Below are 16278 nucleotides of genomic sequence, written 5' to 3'. Positions count from 1 at the left end.
GACCAGCTAGGTTATTAAGAAAACAGGTGGTTTAGTGTATACTGGATCGCCTGTTTTTGCTTAGTAAATGAGATTTAAAAAAGCTATCAAGAAAGAAGGACTTTTAAATGGCTAAGTTAACAGTTAAAGACTTGGACTTAAAGGGCAAGAAAGTATTAATGCGGGTCGACTTCAATGTTCCGCTTAAAGAAGAAGATGGTAAAGAAGTAGTTGCTAATGACAACCGAATTAAGGCTGCCCTGCCTACAATTAAGTATGTGCTAGATCATGACGGTAAGGCAGTGATCTTTTCACATTTGGGTCGGGTAAAGTCATTGGATGATAAGAAAAAGTTATCCATGAAGCCCGTTGCGCAACGATTAGCAGATCTTTTGGGCAAGCCAGTTACGTTTGTCCCCGCTTATGAAGGTAAAGAGCTTGAAGAAGCAATTAACGGTTTGCAAGATGGACAGGTCCTAGTATTTGAAAACACACGTTTTGCTGACATTGATGATCAAGGCAATGAAGTTAAGCATGAATCAAAGAATGACCCTGCTCTTGGTAAGTACTGGGCTTCATTAGGTGATGTCTTTATTAATGATGCCTTTGGTACCGCACATCGTCAGCATGCATCTAATGTTGGTATTGCGTCTAATATTGCCCAAACGGCAGCTGGTTTCTTGATGGAAAAGGAAATCAAGTTCTTGGGTGAAGCGGTTAATAATCCAAAGCGACCATTTGTTGCCATCATTGGTGGAGCAAAGGTTTCAGATAAGATTGAAATCGTTGAAAATCTTTTGCAAAAGGCTGATAAGGTCATTATCGGTGGTGGAATGGCCTATACCTTCGATGCAGCTCAGGGTAAGGCAATTGGTAATTCACTAGTTGAAGAAGATAAGATTCCATTGGCTAAGAAATTGATTGAAGAAGCTGGTGATAAGCTAGTTTTGCCTGTCGATGCGATTGCAGCCGATAAGTTTGCTAATGATGCTGAGACTTATGTGGCTACGGATGGTATCAAAGATGGTTACATGGGCTTGGATATTGGGCCTGCTTCCATTGAACTCTTTGATTCTGTATTATCAACAGCTAAGACGGTCGTTTGGAATGGACCAATGGGTGTCTTTGAGATGCCTAATTTTGCTAAGGGAACCCTAGCAATTGGTGAAGAATTAGCTAAGATTACCAAGGATAATGATGCAACAACCATTGTTGGGGGTGGAGATTCTACGGCTGCGGTTCAACAATTGGGAATTGCTGATGAATTATCACACATCTCAACCGGTGGTGGTGCTTCTTTGGAGTATCTAGAAGGTAAGGAATTGCCAGGGATTGCTTCAATTTCTGATAAGTAAAGTGTATTCGTAAAAAGGATGGGCCTACGAGGCCCATCCTTTTTTAGTGGTTTTCCATTACAAAAGGCTGGGCTGCCTGTATAATGGAGAAGATAAGATAAATATTAGAGAGAAGGAGCGCCAAGAGCAGATGAATTTAGAAGAAATGCAAGCGCGCCAAAAGCACATCCGAAATTTTAGTATTGTAGCCCACATTGATCATGGAAAGTCGACTATTTCAGACCGTATATTACAGGCGACGCATACTGTTTCTGATCGTGAGATGAAAAATCAACTGTTGGATACGATGGATTTGGAACGAGAACGGGGAATTACGATCAAGATGAATGCAGTTGAGGTGCATTATCTAGCTGATGATGGTGAGACTTATATTTTCCACTTAGTCGATACACCAGGTCATGTTGATTTTTCGTATGAGGTTTCGCGTTCCTTGGCGGCCGCTGATGGTGCGATTTTAGTAGTGGATGCGGCACAAGGTGTGGAAGCACAAACCTTGGCGAATGTTTACTTGGCCTTGGATAATGACTTAGAAATTATTCCCTTAATCAACAAAATTGATTTACCGGCGGCTGAACCTGAGAAGGTCCGTCAGGAAATTGAAGACGTGATTGGGTTAGATGCTTCGGATGCTGTCTTGGCCTCAGCTAAAGAAGGTATCGGGATTGATGATCTTTTGAAGCAAATTGTAGATAAAATTCCGGCACCCACAGGCGATTTAACGGCTCCCTTGCAAGCGTTGATTTTTGATTCAGCCTATGATTCTTATAAGGGTGTCATTGTGACAATCCGCGTGCGTGAGGGGGTTGTTAAACCCGGCGATAAAATTAAATTTATGAACTCCGGGGCGGAGTATGAAGTAACAGAGGTGGGGGTTAACTCACCACACCCAATCAAACGCGAACAACTCATGGCCGGTGATATCGGTTATTTAGCCGCTTCGATTAAGAATATTCGTGATGCCCGTCCGGGGGATACAATTACGCACGTCAATCAACCGGCGGCTGAACCATTACCTGGTTATCAACCAATGACGCCAATGGTGTATTCAGGATTATACCCAACCGATAATGCCAAGTATAATGACTTGCGGGATGCTTTAGAAAAATTGCAGTTAAATGATGCCTCCTTGGAGTTTGAACCTGAGACATCACAGGCGTTGGGCTTTGGTTTTCGAACAGGCTTTTTAGGTCTTTTACATATGGACGTCATTCAAGAACGTCTGGAGCGTGAATTTGACTTAGATTTAATTACGACGGCGCCATCGGTAACCTATCACGCTTTTGTAGAAAATGATCGTATGATTGAAGTATCTAATCCTTCAGAAATGCCAGATGCGGGTGAGATTAAGTGGATTGAAGAACCATATGTAGCGGCACAAATTATGGTACCAAATGATTATGTGGGCCCAGTAATGGAATTGGCACAACGCAAACGGGGAATCTTTGATACGATGGAATACCTGGATGAACAACGGGTTAATGTAAAGTATGAAATGCCACTGTCAGAAATTATTTTTGATTTCTTTGATAAATTAAAATCCTCTACCCGGGGCTATGCTTCCTTGGATTATGAGTTAGCAGGGTATCGTAAATCCGATCTTGTTAAGATTGATATCCTTTTGAATGGTGAGCGCGTGGATGCCTTAAGTTTTATTGTTCATCGTGAATTTGCACAGGAACGGGGCCGCGATATTACGACGAAACTTAAGGAAATTATCCCCCGTCGTAATTTTGAAATTCCAATTCAAGCGGCCATTGGATCAAAAATTATTGCACGGTCGACAATTAAAGCCTATCGTAAGGACGTGACTTCGCGTATTCATACTGGTGATCCTGATCGACGCGCTAAGTTGTTAGAGAAACAAAAACGCGGTAAGAAACGGATGAAGTCTGTTGGAACGGTGGATGTCCCTCAAGCTGCCTTTATGGCGGTACTCAATACAGATGAGGAATAATGTCAAGTAAAATGACTTGTCATTTAGGGCTACACAAACCGCGCCTAATGTGCTATCCTAGACTAGTTAAATTAATTAAACTGACTCTAGCACTTAAGGTGTTAGGGCGATAAGGAGAAGTAACATGAAAGCTAATATCCATCCAGATTTCCATCAGGTTGTGTTCGTTGATTCATCAACTGGTAAGAAGTTCCTAACTGGTTCAACGCGCACTTCAGACGAAACTATTGAGTATGAGGGCGAGACTTACCCAATGATTCGTGTTGAAATTACGTCAGATTCACATCCTTTCTACACTGGTAAGCAGAAGTTTACTACAGTTGACGGTGCTGTTGACAAGTTCAACAAGCGTTACGGTCTTAAATAAGGTCTAGAAAACGAGTGTTTGAATAAAAAAGCTTCCTAGTCGCAATTAACGACTGGGAAGCTTTTTTTGTGCGGCTAATCTGGCTATTAGAGCTGGGGTTGGTTAATCAATTAGAGCATGAAACTTATCGTTAACGTAGTGATAAGAAGCGGTTAGTTTAGCTTCTTCATTTGGCAACAGAGTCAGGGGAACTGAGGCTATCACCCCTTGACGACCTAAAATGGCGGGATACGAAAGGTATAAATTATAAGCCGCCAGGTAATTAGAGAAGACTAACTCACTGTGACTATCGGATAGGACCGCCTGGGCGAGCCGAATAGCGGCTGCAGCAATCCCAAAACTTGTAAATTTTTTACCGTCAAAAACGGTAAAACCACCAGCTTTAGCTTCTGCATCAAGTTGGTCTAAATCTAAGTGATAGCGCTCAATGAGGTCAACAATCGGTTGATTAAGGACACGGACGGTTGACCAGGCGGTGAATTGGGAATTGCCATGTTCCCCGAGATTATAGCCACTTACTGAACGTGGATCGAGTTTGAGTGCTTGACCGACTGCCCGTTGCATTCGGGCCGTATCCAATAAGGTCCCAGTACCAATCACTTTATGTTTAGGATACCCTGTATATCGTTGAAAGAGAGTAGTAATGACATCAACGGGGTTCGTAATGACAATGAGAACGCCCTGAAAGGCAGTGGCCCTTAGCTTTTCAGCTACGGTTGGCACCTGCTTGGCGGTAAAGGGAAGTTCGATAAAACGATCATGGCTGGGATTATTACCTTGTAAGGCAATTTTACCTAAGGCGACAATGATGAGGTCAGCATCGTCCAATGCAGTCCAGTCATTGACTGTAATGTTGACCTGGTAGGCTAGGTTAGCGTTGGCATCTGCAAAGTCTAAGGCTTCAGCCTGTACCTTTTTTTCATTAGGGTCAATAAAGACATAGTCGTCAGCGGCGCCTTGCGTAATTAAACCATGGGCTACGGCACTACCAACGTGGCCTAAACCGATAATTCCAATTTTTCTAGTCATCTTTTTCCTCCTATGAATCTGAATTGCTGCTAATGTTGGTTTAAGAAGTCAGTTAACCGGGCTACAGCAGTTTGTAATTGATGCATGCTAGTAGCATAGCTTAGACGAATATATCCTTTACCACCAGGGCCAAAGGTGTGCCCAGGGATGACAGTTACTTTTCCTTCTTGTGCGAGTAATTGAGCAAAAGCAGCGTCGTCATCGCCAAAGCGAACAGGTATTTTTGCAAAGAGATAAAAGGCTCCGGCTGGGTTAGCCACAGTAAAGCCTAATTGACGCAACTTAGGCAGGAGGTAGTCACGTCGATTTTGATAGGCCTTGCGCATCAAAAGAGTGGCCTGCTGCCCCTCTTCACTGGCTAAGGCAAAGGCAGCTCCAGCCATGGCAGGATTAGAAGCAGCAGTGACCGATAAGGCATGGACCAGGTTAACGGGTTGTAAAAGGTCAGCTGGGCCAGCTATAAAGCCAATTCGATAGCCAGTCATGGCATGTGATTTGGAGACGCCATTTAGAATCAGCGTTTGCTCAGGTAGGTAGCTTGCAATGGAGGTGTGACTTTGGTCGTAGGTTAATTCAGAATAAATTTCATCAGCAATCACTGTGATATCAGTATCTTTGAGGATATCAGCTAACGCTTGTAATTGAGCAGGTTGGTATATTGCGCCAGTTGGATTGCCGGGATAATTTAAGATCAACGTTGTGAGGTTACTACCATATCTTGCTAAGGCCTTTTTTAAAGCAGCTGGTGTTAATAGAAAGTCAGTTTGACTCGTGTCAATAAAGATTGGCTCTGCTCCGTTTAAGGCTGCAACTGAAGCATAAAGGGGGAAAGTAGGACTAGGAATGAGGACTCTGTCTCCAGGATTAGTTAAGGCGGTTAAGCTAGCATAAATTCCCTCCGTAACGCCAATGGTAATGGTGATTTCGTCTTTTGCACGGTAATTTAGGTGATAGCGATCAGCTAGAAAGTGCTCAGCGGCCGTCCGCAGGTCGCTTGAACCAGTAGCAGGCGCGTAGTGTGAATCATCAGCGGCCACACAATGATTAACAGCTTCCTTAATGGGGGCGGGTACGTTAAAGTCTGGTTCCCCTAGTGTTAGTTTAATAATGTCAGGAATTTGACTAAAAGTATCATCGAAAGCACGAATTTCATTGGGGGCGACTGATTTTAAAAAATGGTTGCGATGGTTTAGCAAGGACGGTTTTGAAACGGGCATAGGCAGGCTCCTTCTTTCTACATTAAAGTTATTTTATCAGTGTATTATAATCTAAATTTAATAATAGTCAACAGGTTAGCTTTATGATAGTATTTGATATTAATTACTCCTAGGGGTTGTTTAGGTTAAACACAGCTTGTTACAATGTTGACCGTCCCAATGGGGGCTACTTTAATAAAGGAAAAGTTCAGATGACTAATAAAAAAGTTAATAGTGATAAAAATTACCTTAAATAAAGCTTGTTTCTAGCCGAGCATAAATGGTAAAATTTGCTATCATTGATGCCTAGGCGCATTAGTCTTGAATAAGAATGAGACCGTCAGTTAAGTACATACGTGAAGGCGGAAGAATTAGAATGATAAAAATGGAGGTTGTACGATGGCAGAAGCAAAGGAAGGGTTAAATCGGTCAATGGGCGTTTGGGCTGGCATTTCCGTAGTAATCGGGACTGTGATTGGCTCTGGCATCTTCTTTAAACAGGCGCAAGTGCTTGAAACAGCCGGCGGTTCAACCGCGGCCGTCTTAGCTTGGGTAGTTGGGGGACTCATCACCTTGGCTGGGGGACTGACAATTTCTGAGATTGGTTCTCGGATTCCCTATACCGGGGGTATTTATATTTATATCGAGCGAATTTATGGTAAGTTTTTTGGTTTTTTAGCTGGCTGGGCCCAAGTATTCTTTTATGCTCCGGCAATCGTTGGTTCTTTGGCGGCCTATTTTGGGGTTTTATTTGTTAACTTTTTTGGGTTGCCACTAGGGGCTACAAAATGGGTGGCTTTAGCTGCCATTACGTTGATTAGTCTAATGAATATGCTTGATAACCGAGTTCCTTCGGCCTTTTCAATGGTGACGACGTTTATTAAGCTTTTGCCTATCGTGGCAATTCTTATTTATGGTCTCTTTTATGGTCGTGTTGATGCACTCGGTCAAACCGTCAATGCTGTTAGCCAACATGGGGGAAACTTTGGGACGGCCGTTTTAGCCACCTTATTTGCCTATGATGGTTGGGCAACCTTGACTAATATGGGTGGTGAAATTAAAAATCCAGGTAAAAACATGCCGCGGGCGATTGTCGGTGGCATCCTGATTGTCTTACTGGCCTATGCCGGCATTGCCTTTGGAATGATGAAGGCGATGCCAGCTAATGAAATTGTAAAGCTTGGTGATAATGCTACTTATGCGGTGGTGATTAAGGCCTTTGGTGATTTTGGCGGTCGTGCACTTTCGTTAGCAATTTTAATTTCCATTGCTGGGACATTAAACGGTAAGATGCTGGCCATGCCTCGGATGATGTATGCCATGGCCGAACACCGCTTTTTGCCCCGCATTTTGATGAAGGTGAACCGGTTTAAAGAACCCGTGGTATCTATTTTGGTTTTGGCCCTACTAGCTGGTGTTTTGCTATTTACGATTTCAGCTGATTGGCTTTCTAATTTATGTATTTTTGTGATTTGGATTTTTTATACGGCAACCTTTATCGGGCTTTTTATTCTCCGCTATCGTGAAAAGCGTGCTGGATTTCAGCAGCAACCGGCCGAATTTGTTGTACCCTTGTACCCAATTATTCCATTGGTAGCTATCTTAGGGGCGCTTTTTATCATTATCAGTACAATGATAACGAACCCTTGGTCATCGTTGGGTTCTATTTGTCTGGTGCTGATTGGAATTCCAGTCTATATGTTGATTCAAAAGCGGCAACGTTAAAGAAGTAGTCTAATAAGGTAAGGAGTGAGCTATGTTTAAAGGGAAAGTATGGTCAAGTATGGTCCGTAAAGAAAACCCATCGCGTTATGAAGCCTCAGATCGTGATTTGAAACGGGTGTTGGGCGTGAAAGACTTTTTAGCACTAGGAGTTGGAACCATTGTGTCAACGGCCATTTTTACCCTGCCAGGGGTGGTTGCTGCACAACACACGGGGCCCTCGGTGGTCTTGAGTTTTATAATTGCGGCCATTGTTGCCGGCTTTGTGGCATTTGCCTATGCTGAGATGGCGGCCACCATGCCTTTTGCTGGTTCGGCCTATTCATGGATTAGTGTTATTTTTGGAGAGGTATATGGCTGGATTGCCGGCTGGGCGCTCTTGGCGGAGTACTTCATTGCAGTTGCCTTTGTCGGGTCGGGATTGTCAGCTAACTTTAGGGGTGAGCTTTCCCAATTTGGGATCCGTATCCCGGCAGCCTTGTCAGGGGCTTTGGATACGCATAACTTTTTTGGTTGGCCTTCGGTAATTTCTGGTCCTAAGGGCGGCGTTGTTGATCTCTTTACGATTGTGGCGATACTCTTGGTAGCCTATCTCCTGTCAAAATCAGTGAATAATACATCACGGGTAGAAGTAATCTTGGTGGTCGCCAAAGTGCTTGCTATCTTGACCTTTGTGGTAGTGGGGGCAACGGCCTTACACCTAGAGAATTATGTACCCTTTATCCCAGCACCGCATACCAATCCTGATGGGTCCGCTTTTGGTGGTTGGGGTGGTATTCAAGCAGGGGTCTCGATGATTTTCTTGGCCTATATTGGATTTGATTCAATTGCGGCTAATTCAGCGGAAGCCAAGAATCCAGCTAAAACGATGCCGCGTGGTATTTTGGGCTCACTTTTGATTGCCGTTGTGCTTTTTTCAGCCGTCTCCCTAGTTTTGGTAGGCATGTTTAAATACACAAACTATGCTGGTAATGCTGAGCCGGTTGGTTGGGCCCTCCGCCATGCCGGTTTTGGTACGGTAGCCTTAATTGTTCAGGCAGTGGCCGTTGTGGGGATGTTTACGGCCTTAATTGGAATGATGATGGCCGGTTCCCGCCTTCTATACGCATTTGGACGTGACGGCATGTTACCAGAATGGTTAGGTCGTTTGAACCATAAGGGACTGCCTAATCATGGCCTTTTGGTATTGACGATTGGGGGAGTGATTATCGGTGGTATCTTCCCATTCACCTTTTTGGCGCAGCTAATTTCAGCTGGCACGTTGATCGCCTTTATTTTTGTTTCCTTTGCCATTTATCCTTTACGCAAGCGAGAAGGGATTGACCTAGCTGACGCTGGTTTTAAGATGCCTGGTTATCCTTTCACGCCGGCGATTGCCGGTCTTCTATCAATTTGGGTCTTTTGGAGCCTGAGTGATGATGCAAAACTAGGTGCATTAGTTTGGTTCATTGTTGGAATCATCGTTTACTTGCTTTATGGACGTAAACATTCACACTTAGCTAATTAAATTAAATTAAATAAGCAGCCGCTATTTAGCGGCTTTTTATTTGGCTTAAAACCTTTAAAATACGAACTATAAAACAAAAATAACATTATTTTTAATTAAAACATGTACAATATAAGAGCAAAGTGTTTAAATATATCACATAAGCCGAAATATAAGGAGGGTAGATAGTTAGGATGGCACGTGTGGCAGTAGTAATGGGATCGCAGTCAGATTGGCCTACCATGAGGGTGACGACTGAGGTGTTATCGGATTTAGGGATTGATTATGAAACGGCAATTATTTCAGCCCATCGAACTCCAGATCGTTTAGCAGCCTATGCTAAAGCAGCTGAACAAAATAACATCGCCGTCATCATTGCAGGAGCAGGCGGGGCAGCTCATCTGCCGGGAATGTTAGCCGCTAATACCGTGGTACCAGTGATTGGCGTGCCGATTGAATCAAAGGCGCTCCATGGATTGGATTCTCTGCTTAGTATTGTACAGATGCCCGCCGGCGTACCGGTAGCAACAGTCGCTATTGGTCAGGCGGGGGCTAAAAACGCAGCTTACTTAGCTGCTCAACAGTTAGCAATTCAGGATAAGGCTTTGCAAAAAAGGCTACAAAGAGCTCGTCAAATGGCAGCTGAAGCGGTGGTGGCTAGTCAGGAGGTCTTAAATGGCTAAACCAATTTTGCCGCCTGCCACAATTGGCATTATTGGTGGTGGCCAATTAGGACGGATGATGGCAATGGCGGCGAAAACGATGGGTTATCAGGTGCTGGTTTTAGATCCACAGCCAAACTCACCGGCCGGGCAAGTGGCAGATGACCAAATTATTGCTAGTTATGATGACCAAGCAGCTTTAGCTGTGCTAGCTCAACGGTCAGCGGTTTTGACGTATGAATTTGAAAATGTCGATCAGGCAGCTCTTGAGGCCGTCACGGATAAGAAGTTACTCCCGCAAGGCACTAGACTGCTAAAAGTTACGGCGGATCGGTTACTAGAAAAGAAGTTTGTTGCTAATCTAGGCCTACCTGTGACTAAATTTGCAGCAGTCGATCGTATTGAACAACTTGACTTAGCAGTACAAACAGTTGGGTTACCGGCCATCCTAAAAACGCGAGCAGGTGGCTATGATGGTCACGGGCAATGGGATATTCCTGATGAGGCGGCCTTAGCCGAATTGATTGCGCATTGGCAAGAACCACAGATCCCCTTAATCTTGGAGAAGAAACTGTCATTTGAAAAAGAAGTGAGTATGATGGTAACCCAGGACGGGCAAGGCCAAATCAGAACATGGCCTTTGGCTGAAAACCAACATCATGATCATATTTTACAAAGCACTTTTGTCAAGGCTAATGGACAAGCAAGACTGAATAAAAAGGCGGCTTAAATTGCCAAACACTTAGCTAAGGCCATTGACCTACGTGGCGTCTTAGGCATCGAATTCTTTGTGCTTGCTGGTGAACTCTATATTAATGAATTAGCCCCGCGTCCACATAATTCTGGCCATTTTAGTATTGAGGCCACCAATGTGTCGCAATTTGAGGGGCATATACGTAGCATTCTAGCTTTACCAATTCCACCCATTTTCCTAGTTACCGACCAAGTATTTATGCTCAATCTTTTAGGAAAGCAAATGACAGCTGCGCGCACCGCCTTAGCGGATCAGCCAGCTTGGCATTTTCATGACTATGGAAAGGCAGAAATTAAGGCTCATCGTAAAATGGGACATATCACGGTCATGGGATCAATAGCTAGTGCACAACTTAGACAATGGGGGCAAGAACATCATGATATCTCTTAAAAAAGAAGGATTGCTTGCAGAAGGAAAGGCGAAGGCTGTGTATGCAACAACTTCACCAGAAATCGTATGGCTTGAGCATAAGGATGAAGCAACCGCTTTGAATGGTAAGCGTAAGGTGCGTATTGAGGATAAGGGGCATTATACCAACCAAATTAGTGGCTACTTATTTCGCTATTTAAAGGAGCGAGGAATCCCCAGTCATTATGTAAAAACAGTTAGTGCTAGGGCAAGCCTGGTAAAAAAGTTGACGATGATTCCAGTAGAGGTAGTGATTCGTAATGTAACGGCCGGCCATTTTACTACCCGTTTTGCTCAAGCACCAATGCAACCCTTAACACCGCCTGTGCAAGAATTTTATTTAAAAGCAGATGAACTAGATGACCCAATGATTAACGACTCACAACTAGTTGCATTATCAATCTTGACGCAAGGACAAATTGAAGCGATTCGTCAGCAGGCCTTGCGCATCAATCAGTTACTGACTGACCTATTTGCTGACTTAGATATTCAGCTGCTTGATTTAAAAGTAGAATTTGGTTTCACCAAGCAGAATGACTTGGTGTTAGCTGATGAATTATCACCTGATAATATGCGGCTACAAGATAAAAGGAATCACCAATCTTTAGATAAAGATATATTCCGCCAAAAAAAGGGGGATTTGCGATTGGGTTATGCGATCGTATTAGATCGGTTGGCAGCTAAACTAGGCTAGGAGGAAAGGTAATGCAGTATTTAGCTCATATTTATGTTAGTTATAAACCCTCTGTACTTGATCCCCAAGGGGAGGTAATTAAGGCAGCTCTGCATCGCTTAGCGTATCAAAACGTCAGAGAGGTCGTACAGGGAAAATATTTTGAAGTGCGCCTTGAGGCGGCTGACGAAGAGCAGGCTGTTGATGATGTAAAAAGCTTAACGGCGGCTCTTTTGATTAACCAGAATACAGAAACCTATCATTTTGACCTACAGGCAGTGCCAGAGGAGGGTTAGCATGCGTGCAGCGGTGATTCAGTTTCCAGGATCAAACTGTGACCTTGATTTAGAAAAAGCTTTAAAGCAATTTGGTGTGTCAACAAGTTTGGTGTCAGACCAAGCTAAGGAACTAGTTGCGTATGATGCAGTCTTTTTACCAGGGGGTTTTTCCTTTGGTGATTATTTACGGGCTGGTGCAATTGCCCGTTTTTCACCCGTGATGGCGGCCGTTAAGGCATTGGCAGCCAGGGGTGGCATCGTCGTTGGCATTTGCAATGGTTTTCAGATTTTAACCGAAGCAGGTCTATTACCTGGCCAACTTATGCTAAATGAACAACCAGGGTTCATATGTGATGAGGTGGCTATTCAAATCGAAAATAAAGCGACCCCCTTTACGACGGCGTATCAACAAGCACAGATACACTACCCAATTGCTCACGCTGAGGGGCGTTACTATGCAGATGACACGCTAGTTACCCAGCTGGAGCAAGCAAACCAAATTGTCTTTCGTTACCAGACTAACGTTAATGGGTCGACCCACCAGATTGCTGGAATTACGAATGAAGCAGGTAATGTATTGGGGATGATGCCCCATCCAGAAAGGGCAGTTGAAACCATATTGGGTAGTACTGCTGGTCGGCCTTTTTTTGAAAGTATAAAGGCCGCGATTGACGGGAAGGTGGGTGTTTAAAGATGGACCATGGTGCAGCTAACCTAGTGGATGCGGTTCTAGAACCAAGTCCAGTTGAAATTAAAAAACAAGGGCTTTATAAACAGTGGGGCTTAACAGAAGATGAATATGAGTACATAGTCGCCCAAATAGGTCGCTTACCAAACTATACTGAAACGGGTTTGTTTGCTGCGATGTGGTCGGAACATTGTTCTTATAAAAAGTCGAAGCCGGTGTTAAGAACCTTTTGGTCGCAAAACGAACGCGTTTTGCAGGGGCCAGGTGAAGGAGCTGGTATTTTAGATATCGGTGATGGTCAGGCAGTAGTGTTTAAGGCCGAATCACATAACCATCCCTCAGCAGTCGAACCCTATGAAGGGGCTGCTACCGGAGTTGGTGGCATTTTAAGGGATATTTTTTCAATGGGTGCCCAACCCATTGCGATTTTGGATAGTTTACGCTTTGGAGAAGTAACGCAGCCTTCAACCCGCCGCTTGGTGGACGGTGTGATTGCAGGTATTGCGGGTTATGGAAATGCCATTGGTATTCCCACGGTCGGTGGCGAACTTGTTTTTGATAAGGCCTACCAGGGCAACCCCTTAGTTAATGTTATGGCCGTTGGCCTATTAGACCAAACCCAGATGCACGTTGGGAAGGCCGAAGGAATTGGTAATGAGGTCTTGTATGTTGGTGCCAAGACGGGACGCGATGGGATTCATGGGGCAACCTTTGCTTCTGCTGAATTTGACTCAGCCCGTGGTCAAGACCGTTCGGCAGTCCAAGTTGGTGACCCCTTTTTAGAAAAATTAGTGATGGATACAACGATTAAGGTTATGCGCGAACTGGGCGATAGTATTATTGGTGTTCAAGACATGGGCGCGGCAGGATTAGTTTCATCATCGGCTGAAATGGCCAGCAAAGCAGGAAATGGAATTGAGTTGGATTTGGATGAAGTGCCCCAACGTGAAACCAATATGACCCCCTATGAATTAATGTTATCTGAATCACAGGAACGAATGCTATTAGTAGTAAAAAAAGGTCAAGCAGCAAAAATTGCCGATTATTATGCTAAAGCTGGTTTGGCAGCCGTGGTAATTGGGCAAGTAAGGGCTGACCAGCGCTATCGTTTGCGGTTTAAAAAGGAGATTGTTGCCGATGTAGCAGTTGACTTTTTAACAACGCCACCTGAACCAGTCTTGCAACAGCGACAACCCCGGCGCTTGCAAGTTGTTAACAAACAGCAGATGCAGCCTGACCTAACGGATGCTAGTGCAACCTTTTTAGCTTTATTAGGGCAGAGTTCACTAGCATCAAAGGCCAGTCTCTATCGCCATTTTGATAGCATGGTACGAACTGACACGGTAATAAAGCCAGGTAGCGATGCTGCCCTAGTACGGGTGGCTGGCACCAAGAAAGGGTTGGCGATGACAACGGACATTAATGGTCGCTATACCTATCTAGATCCAAAAGAGGGGGGAAAACGGGCAGTTGCCGAAGCCGCTGCTAATATTGTTGTCACGGGAGCAAAACCGATTGGCATTACTGATTGTTTGAATTTTGGAAATCCTGATGATCCCACCATTTATTATGAATTAGCCCAATCAGTGGCGGGGATTAATCAGATGGCTAGGTAATTAAATACGCCGATTATTTCAGGTAACGTGTCCTTATACAATGAAACAGATGGCATAGCTATTTATCCGACACCAATGATTGGGATGGTGGGCTTATTAACTGATATTAGTAAGGCAGTGACTATATCAGCTAAGGCCGCTCATGACTTAGTTTATCTAGTAGGAACTCCTCAGGATGATTTTAATGGGTCAGCTCTTCAAAAATTATTGGTGGATCAACCAAGCGGTGGCTTGCGACCCTTGGATGAAGAGTTGGTTGAACAACAGCAGTTGCTTGTGCGGAAGGCCATTGAACGAGGCTTGGTGGCGAGTGCTCACGATGTGGCTGATGGTGGGCTGGCTTTGGCGCTAGCAGAAACGGTATTTGATACCCCATTTGGGTTAACAACGGAACTTGATTATCCAGCAAGTTGGTACTTTGCAGAAAGTCCAGGCCTCTTTGTGTTAACAGTTCACCCTATTCAGCAAGCCGAATTTGAAGGTTTAGCAGGTGCAAAAGCAAGGCGGATTGGTGAAGTGACGACCGACCAAGTGTTAAATTTTAGGAGCCTTGACCAAACGATTAAATTAGAGCGGGCAAAAGCCCAGCAGCAGTATAAGGAGGCACTTGCATGGCAACTGACCTAAGTCAACAAAACCATTCTTTAAATGAAGAGTGCGGTATTTTTGGGATTTGGGGTACTGATGAAGCAGCCAACTTAACATTTTATGGCCTCCATGCCCTACAACATCGGGGACAAGAAGGGGCAGGAATTGTAGCTAATCAAGCGGGTGCTTTATGGCAAGAAAGAGGCCTAGGGTTGTTAAGTGAGGTATTTGCTGATCAGCAACGGCTAGCCTCTTTAAGAGGCCATGCGGCCCTTGGACATGTTCGTTACGCTACAGCAGGCGGTGGTGGGGTTGAAAATGTGCAACCCTTGATGGTGAATTTTTCCGATATGCAACTCGCTTTAGCACATAACGGTAACATCACGAATGCCCAAACGCTGCGTCGCAAGTTGGAAGCAGAAGGCGCCATTTTTCAGTCATCTTCTGATACCGAGATTTTACTGCATCTTATTCGCCGGTCAGTAAAGGAGCCTTTTTTAGAAAAGCTCAAAGATGCGTTAAGACAGCTGCGCGGTGGATTTGCCTTTTTGCTTATGACCCCAACGGGACTTTATGCCATGCTGGATCCACATGGTTTTCGCCCCTTTGTACTAGGACAGATGGCGAGTGGAGCTTATGTATTGGCCTCTGAAACAGCTGCCTTAGCCTCCGTGGGCGCTAAGTTCATTCGGGATGTCCAGCCGGGTGAGGTGATTACGATTACGGATGCGGGGATGTCAAGCGACTATTATACGCAGGCAAGACGCCTGGACATTGATGTGATGGAATACATCTATTTTGCCCGGCCGGATTCAGATATTTACGGCGTAAATGTACACTTAGCCCGGGAACGAATGGGTGCGCGTTTAGCCAAAGAAGCACCCGCATCAGCTGACCTAGTCGTTGCCGTTCCCAACTCTTCCCTATCAGCTAGCATGGGTTATGCAAAAGCGAGCGGGCTACCTAATGAGATGGGGCTAGTAAAGGATCAATATGTTGCCCGTAGTTTCATTGAGCCGACGCAGGCCCGTCGGGAAAGGGCTGTTAGGATGAAATTGAGTACGGTACCAGCTGTACTCAAAGGAAAACGAGTTGTTTTGGTAGATGATTCAATCGTGCGTGGCACGACCTCTAAATACATCATTCGGATGTTACGGGAGGCAGGGGCGAAAGAAGTACATGTGCGGATTGCCGCCCCAGCTTTTAAGTACCCATCCTTTTACGGGGTGGATATGCAAAAAAAGGCGGAGTTGATTGCTGCTAATTACAATGTAGCCGAAATAAAAACAATGATTGGGGCAGATTCACTGGCCTTTTTGTCAGTAGCGGGACTAGTAGCAGCGATTAATTTGCCTTATCAAGGGCCAGGGACTGGACTGACAACCGCCTATTTTGATGGTCACTATCCGGCCCCGATTTATGACTATGCGCCTGAGCTAGCTGAAGAGGCAGCGACAGGTCAAGTTATCTTTGATCCGGAACCTGGTGAGTAGGGCAATCTTAAGTAAAGATAGGACGAAAGG

Annotated in this window: 12 protein-coding genes and 2 pseudogenes; 12 read left to right on the top strand and 2 right to left on the bottom strand. The window is 44.6% G+C overall.

Annotated features, from left to right (window positions below; translation table 11 throughout):
• The first annotated feature begins 107 nt into the window (after positions 1-107).
• From G414_RS0102425 to G414_RS0102415, 3 genes are all read left to right on the top strand, one after another.
• Entirely contained in the window at positions 108-1334 is a 1227-nt protein-coding gene (locus tag G414_RS0102425; protein WP_022791280.1) for a phosphoglycerate kinase, read from the top strand.
• Between the two features lie 130 nt (positions 1335-1464).
• On the top strand, positions 1465-3288 hold the full coding sequence (gene lepA, locus G414_RS0102420) for a translation elongation factor 4 (RefSeq protein ID WP_027694504.1): 1824 nt from the start codon (positions 1465-1467) through the stop codon (positions 3286-3288).
• A gap of 124 nt (positions 3289-3412) precedes the next feature.
• Entirely contained in the window at positions 3413-3655 is a 243-nt protein-coding gene (locus G414_RS0102415) for a type B 50S ribosomal protein L31 (RefSeq protein WP_022791278.1), read from the top strand.
• A 102-nt stretch (positions 3656-3757) separates the two neighbouring features.
• Here G414_RS0102415 and G414_RS0102410 read toward each other — a convergent pair whose 3' ends face one another.
• Together G414_RS0102410 and G414_RS0102405 are read right to left on the bottom strand one after the other, a co-directional pair.
• On the bottom strand, positions 3758-4684 hold the full coding sequence (locus G414_RS0102410) for a lactate/malate family dehydrogenase (protein ID WP_022791277.1): 927 nt from the start codon (positions 4682-4684) through the stop codon (positions 3758-3760).
• A gap of 29 nt (positions 4685-4713) precedes the next feature.
• Entirely contained in the window at positions 4714-5901 is a 1188-nt protein-coding gene (locus G414_RS0102405; protein WP_022791276.1) for an aminotransferase class I/II-fold pyridoxal phosphate-dependent enzyme, read from the bottom strand.
• Positions 5902-6279: 378 nt separating this feature from the next.
• Between G414_RS0102405 and G414_RS0102400 the strand changes: the two genes are divergently transcribed.
• From G414_RS0102400 to purF, 9 genes and pseudogenes are all read left to right on the top strand, one after another.
• Positions 6280-7605: an APC family permease gene (locus tag G414_RS0102400; RefSeq protein ID WP_022791275.1), complete on the top strand. Its 1326-nt coding sequence runs from the start codon at positions 6280-6282 to the stop codon at positions 7603-7605.
• A gap of 31 nt (positions 7606-7636) precedes the next feature.
• Positions 7637-9109 (top strand): APC family permease, encoded by a 1473-nt coding sequence (locus G414_RS0102395; protein ID WP_022791274.1) that lies wholly within the window; start codon positions 7637-7639, stop codon positions 9107-9109.
• A gap of 173 nt (positions 9110-9282) precedes the next feature.
• Positions 9283-9771, top strand: coding sequence for a 5-(carboxyamino)imidazole ribonucleotide mutase (gene purE / locus G414_RS0102390; RefSeq protein WP_022791273.1), 489 nt, complete (start codon positions 9283-9285; stop codon positions 9769-9771).
• Positions 9764-10894 (top strand): annotated as a pseudogene (purK, locus tag G414_RS07135) (5-(carboxyamino)imidazole ribonucleotide synthase). The gene purE and the pseudogene purK overlap by 8 nt, the downstream one beginning before the upstream one ends.
• A complete protein-coding gene (locus G414_RS0102380; protein WP_022791272.1) occupies positions 10881-11606 on the top strand; it encodes a phosphoribosylaminoimidazolesuccinocarboxamide synthase in 726 nt (241 codons plus the stop codon). The pseudogene purK and the gene G414_RS0102380 overlap by 14 nt, the downstream one beginning before the upstream one ends.
• An 11-nt stretch (positions 11607-11617) precedes the next feature.
• Positions 11618-11881 (top strand): phosphoribosylformylglycinamidine synthase subunit PurS, encoded by a 264-nt coding sequence (gene purS / locus G414_RS0102375; protein ID WP_022791271.1) that lies wholly within the window; start codon positions 11618-11620, stop codon positions 11879-11881.
• 1 nt (position 11882) lies between these two features.
• Positions 11883-12554 carry a phosphoribosylformylglycinamidine synthase subunit PurQ gene (gene purQ / locus G414_RS0102370; RefSeq protein WP_022791270.1) on the top strand — a complete coding sequence of 224 codons (672 nt, stop codon included), beginning with the start codon at positions 11883-11885 and terminating at the stop codon, positions 12552-12554.
• A 2-nt stretch (positions 12555-12556) separates the two neighbouring features.
• Positions 12557-14794, top strand: a pseudogene (gene purL, locus G414_RS07130) (phosphoribosylformylglycinamidine synthase subunit PurL).
• Positions 14779-16248 carry an amidophosphoribosyltransferase gene (gene purF, locus G414_RS07125; protein ID WP_022791269.1) on the top strand — a complete coding sequence of 490 codons (1470 nt, stop codon included), beginning with the start codon at positions 14779-14781 and terminating at the stop codon, positions 16246-16248. The pseudogene purL and the gene purF overlap by 16 nt, the downstream one beginning before the upstream one ends.
• The last annotated feature ends 30 nt before the right edge of the window (positions 16249-16278 follow it).

Origin of the sequence: Weissella halotolerans DSM 20190, assembly GCF_000420365.1 — a bacterium.
Lineage (GTDB): Bacteria > Bacillota > Bacilli > Lactobacillales > Lactobacillaceae > Weissella > Weissella halotolerans.
The sequence above is the reverse complement of the archived record's forward strand: the minus strand, read 5'-3'. Positions and strand labels throughout refer to the sequence as shown.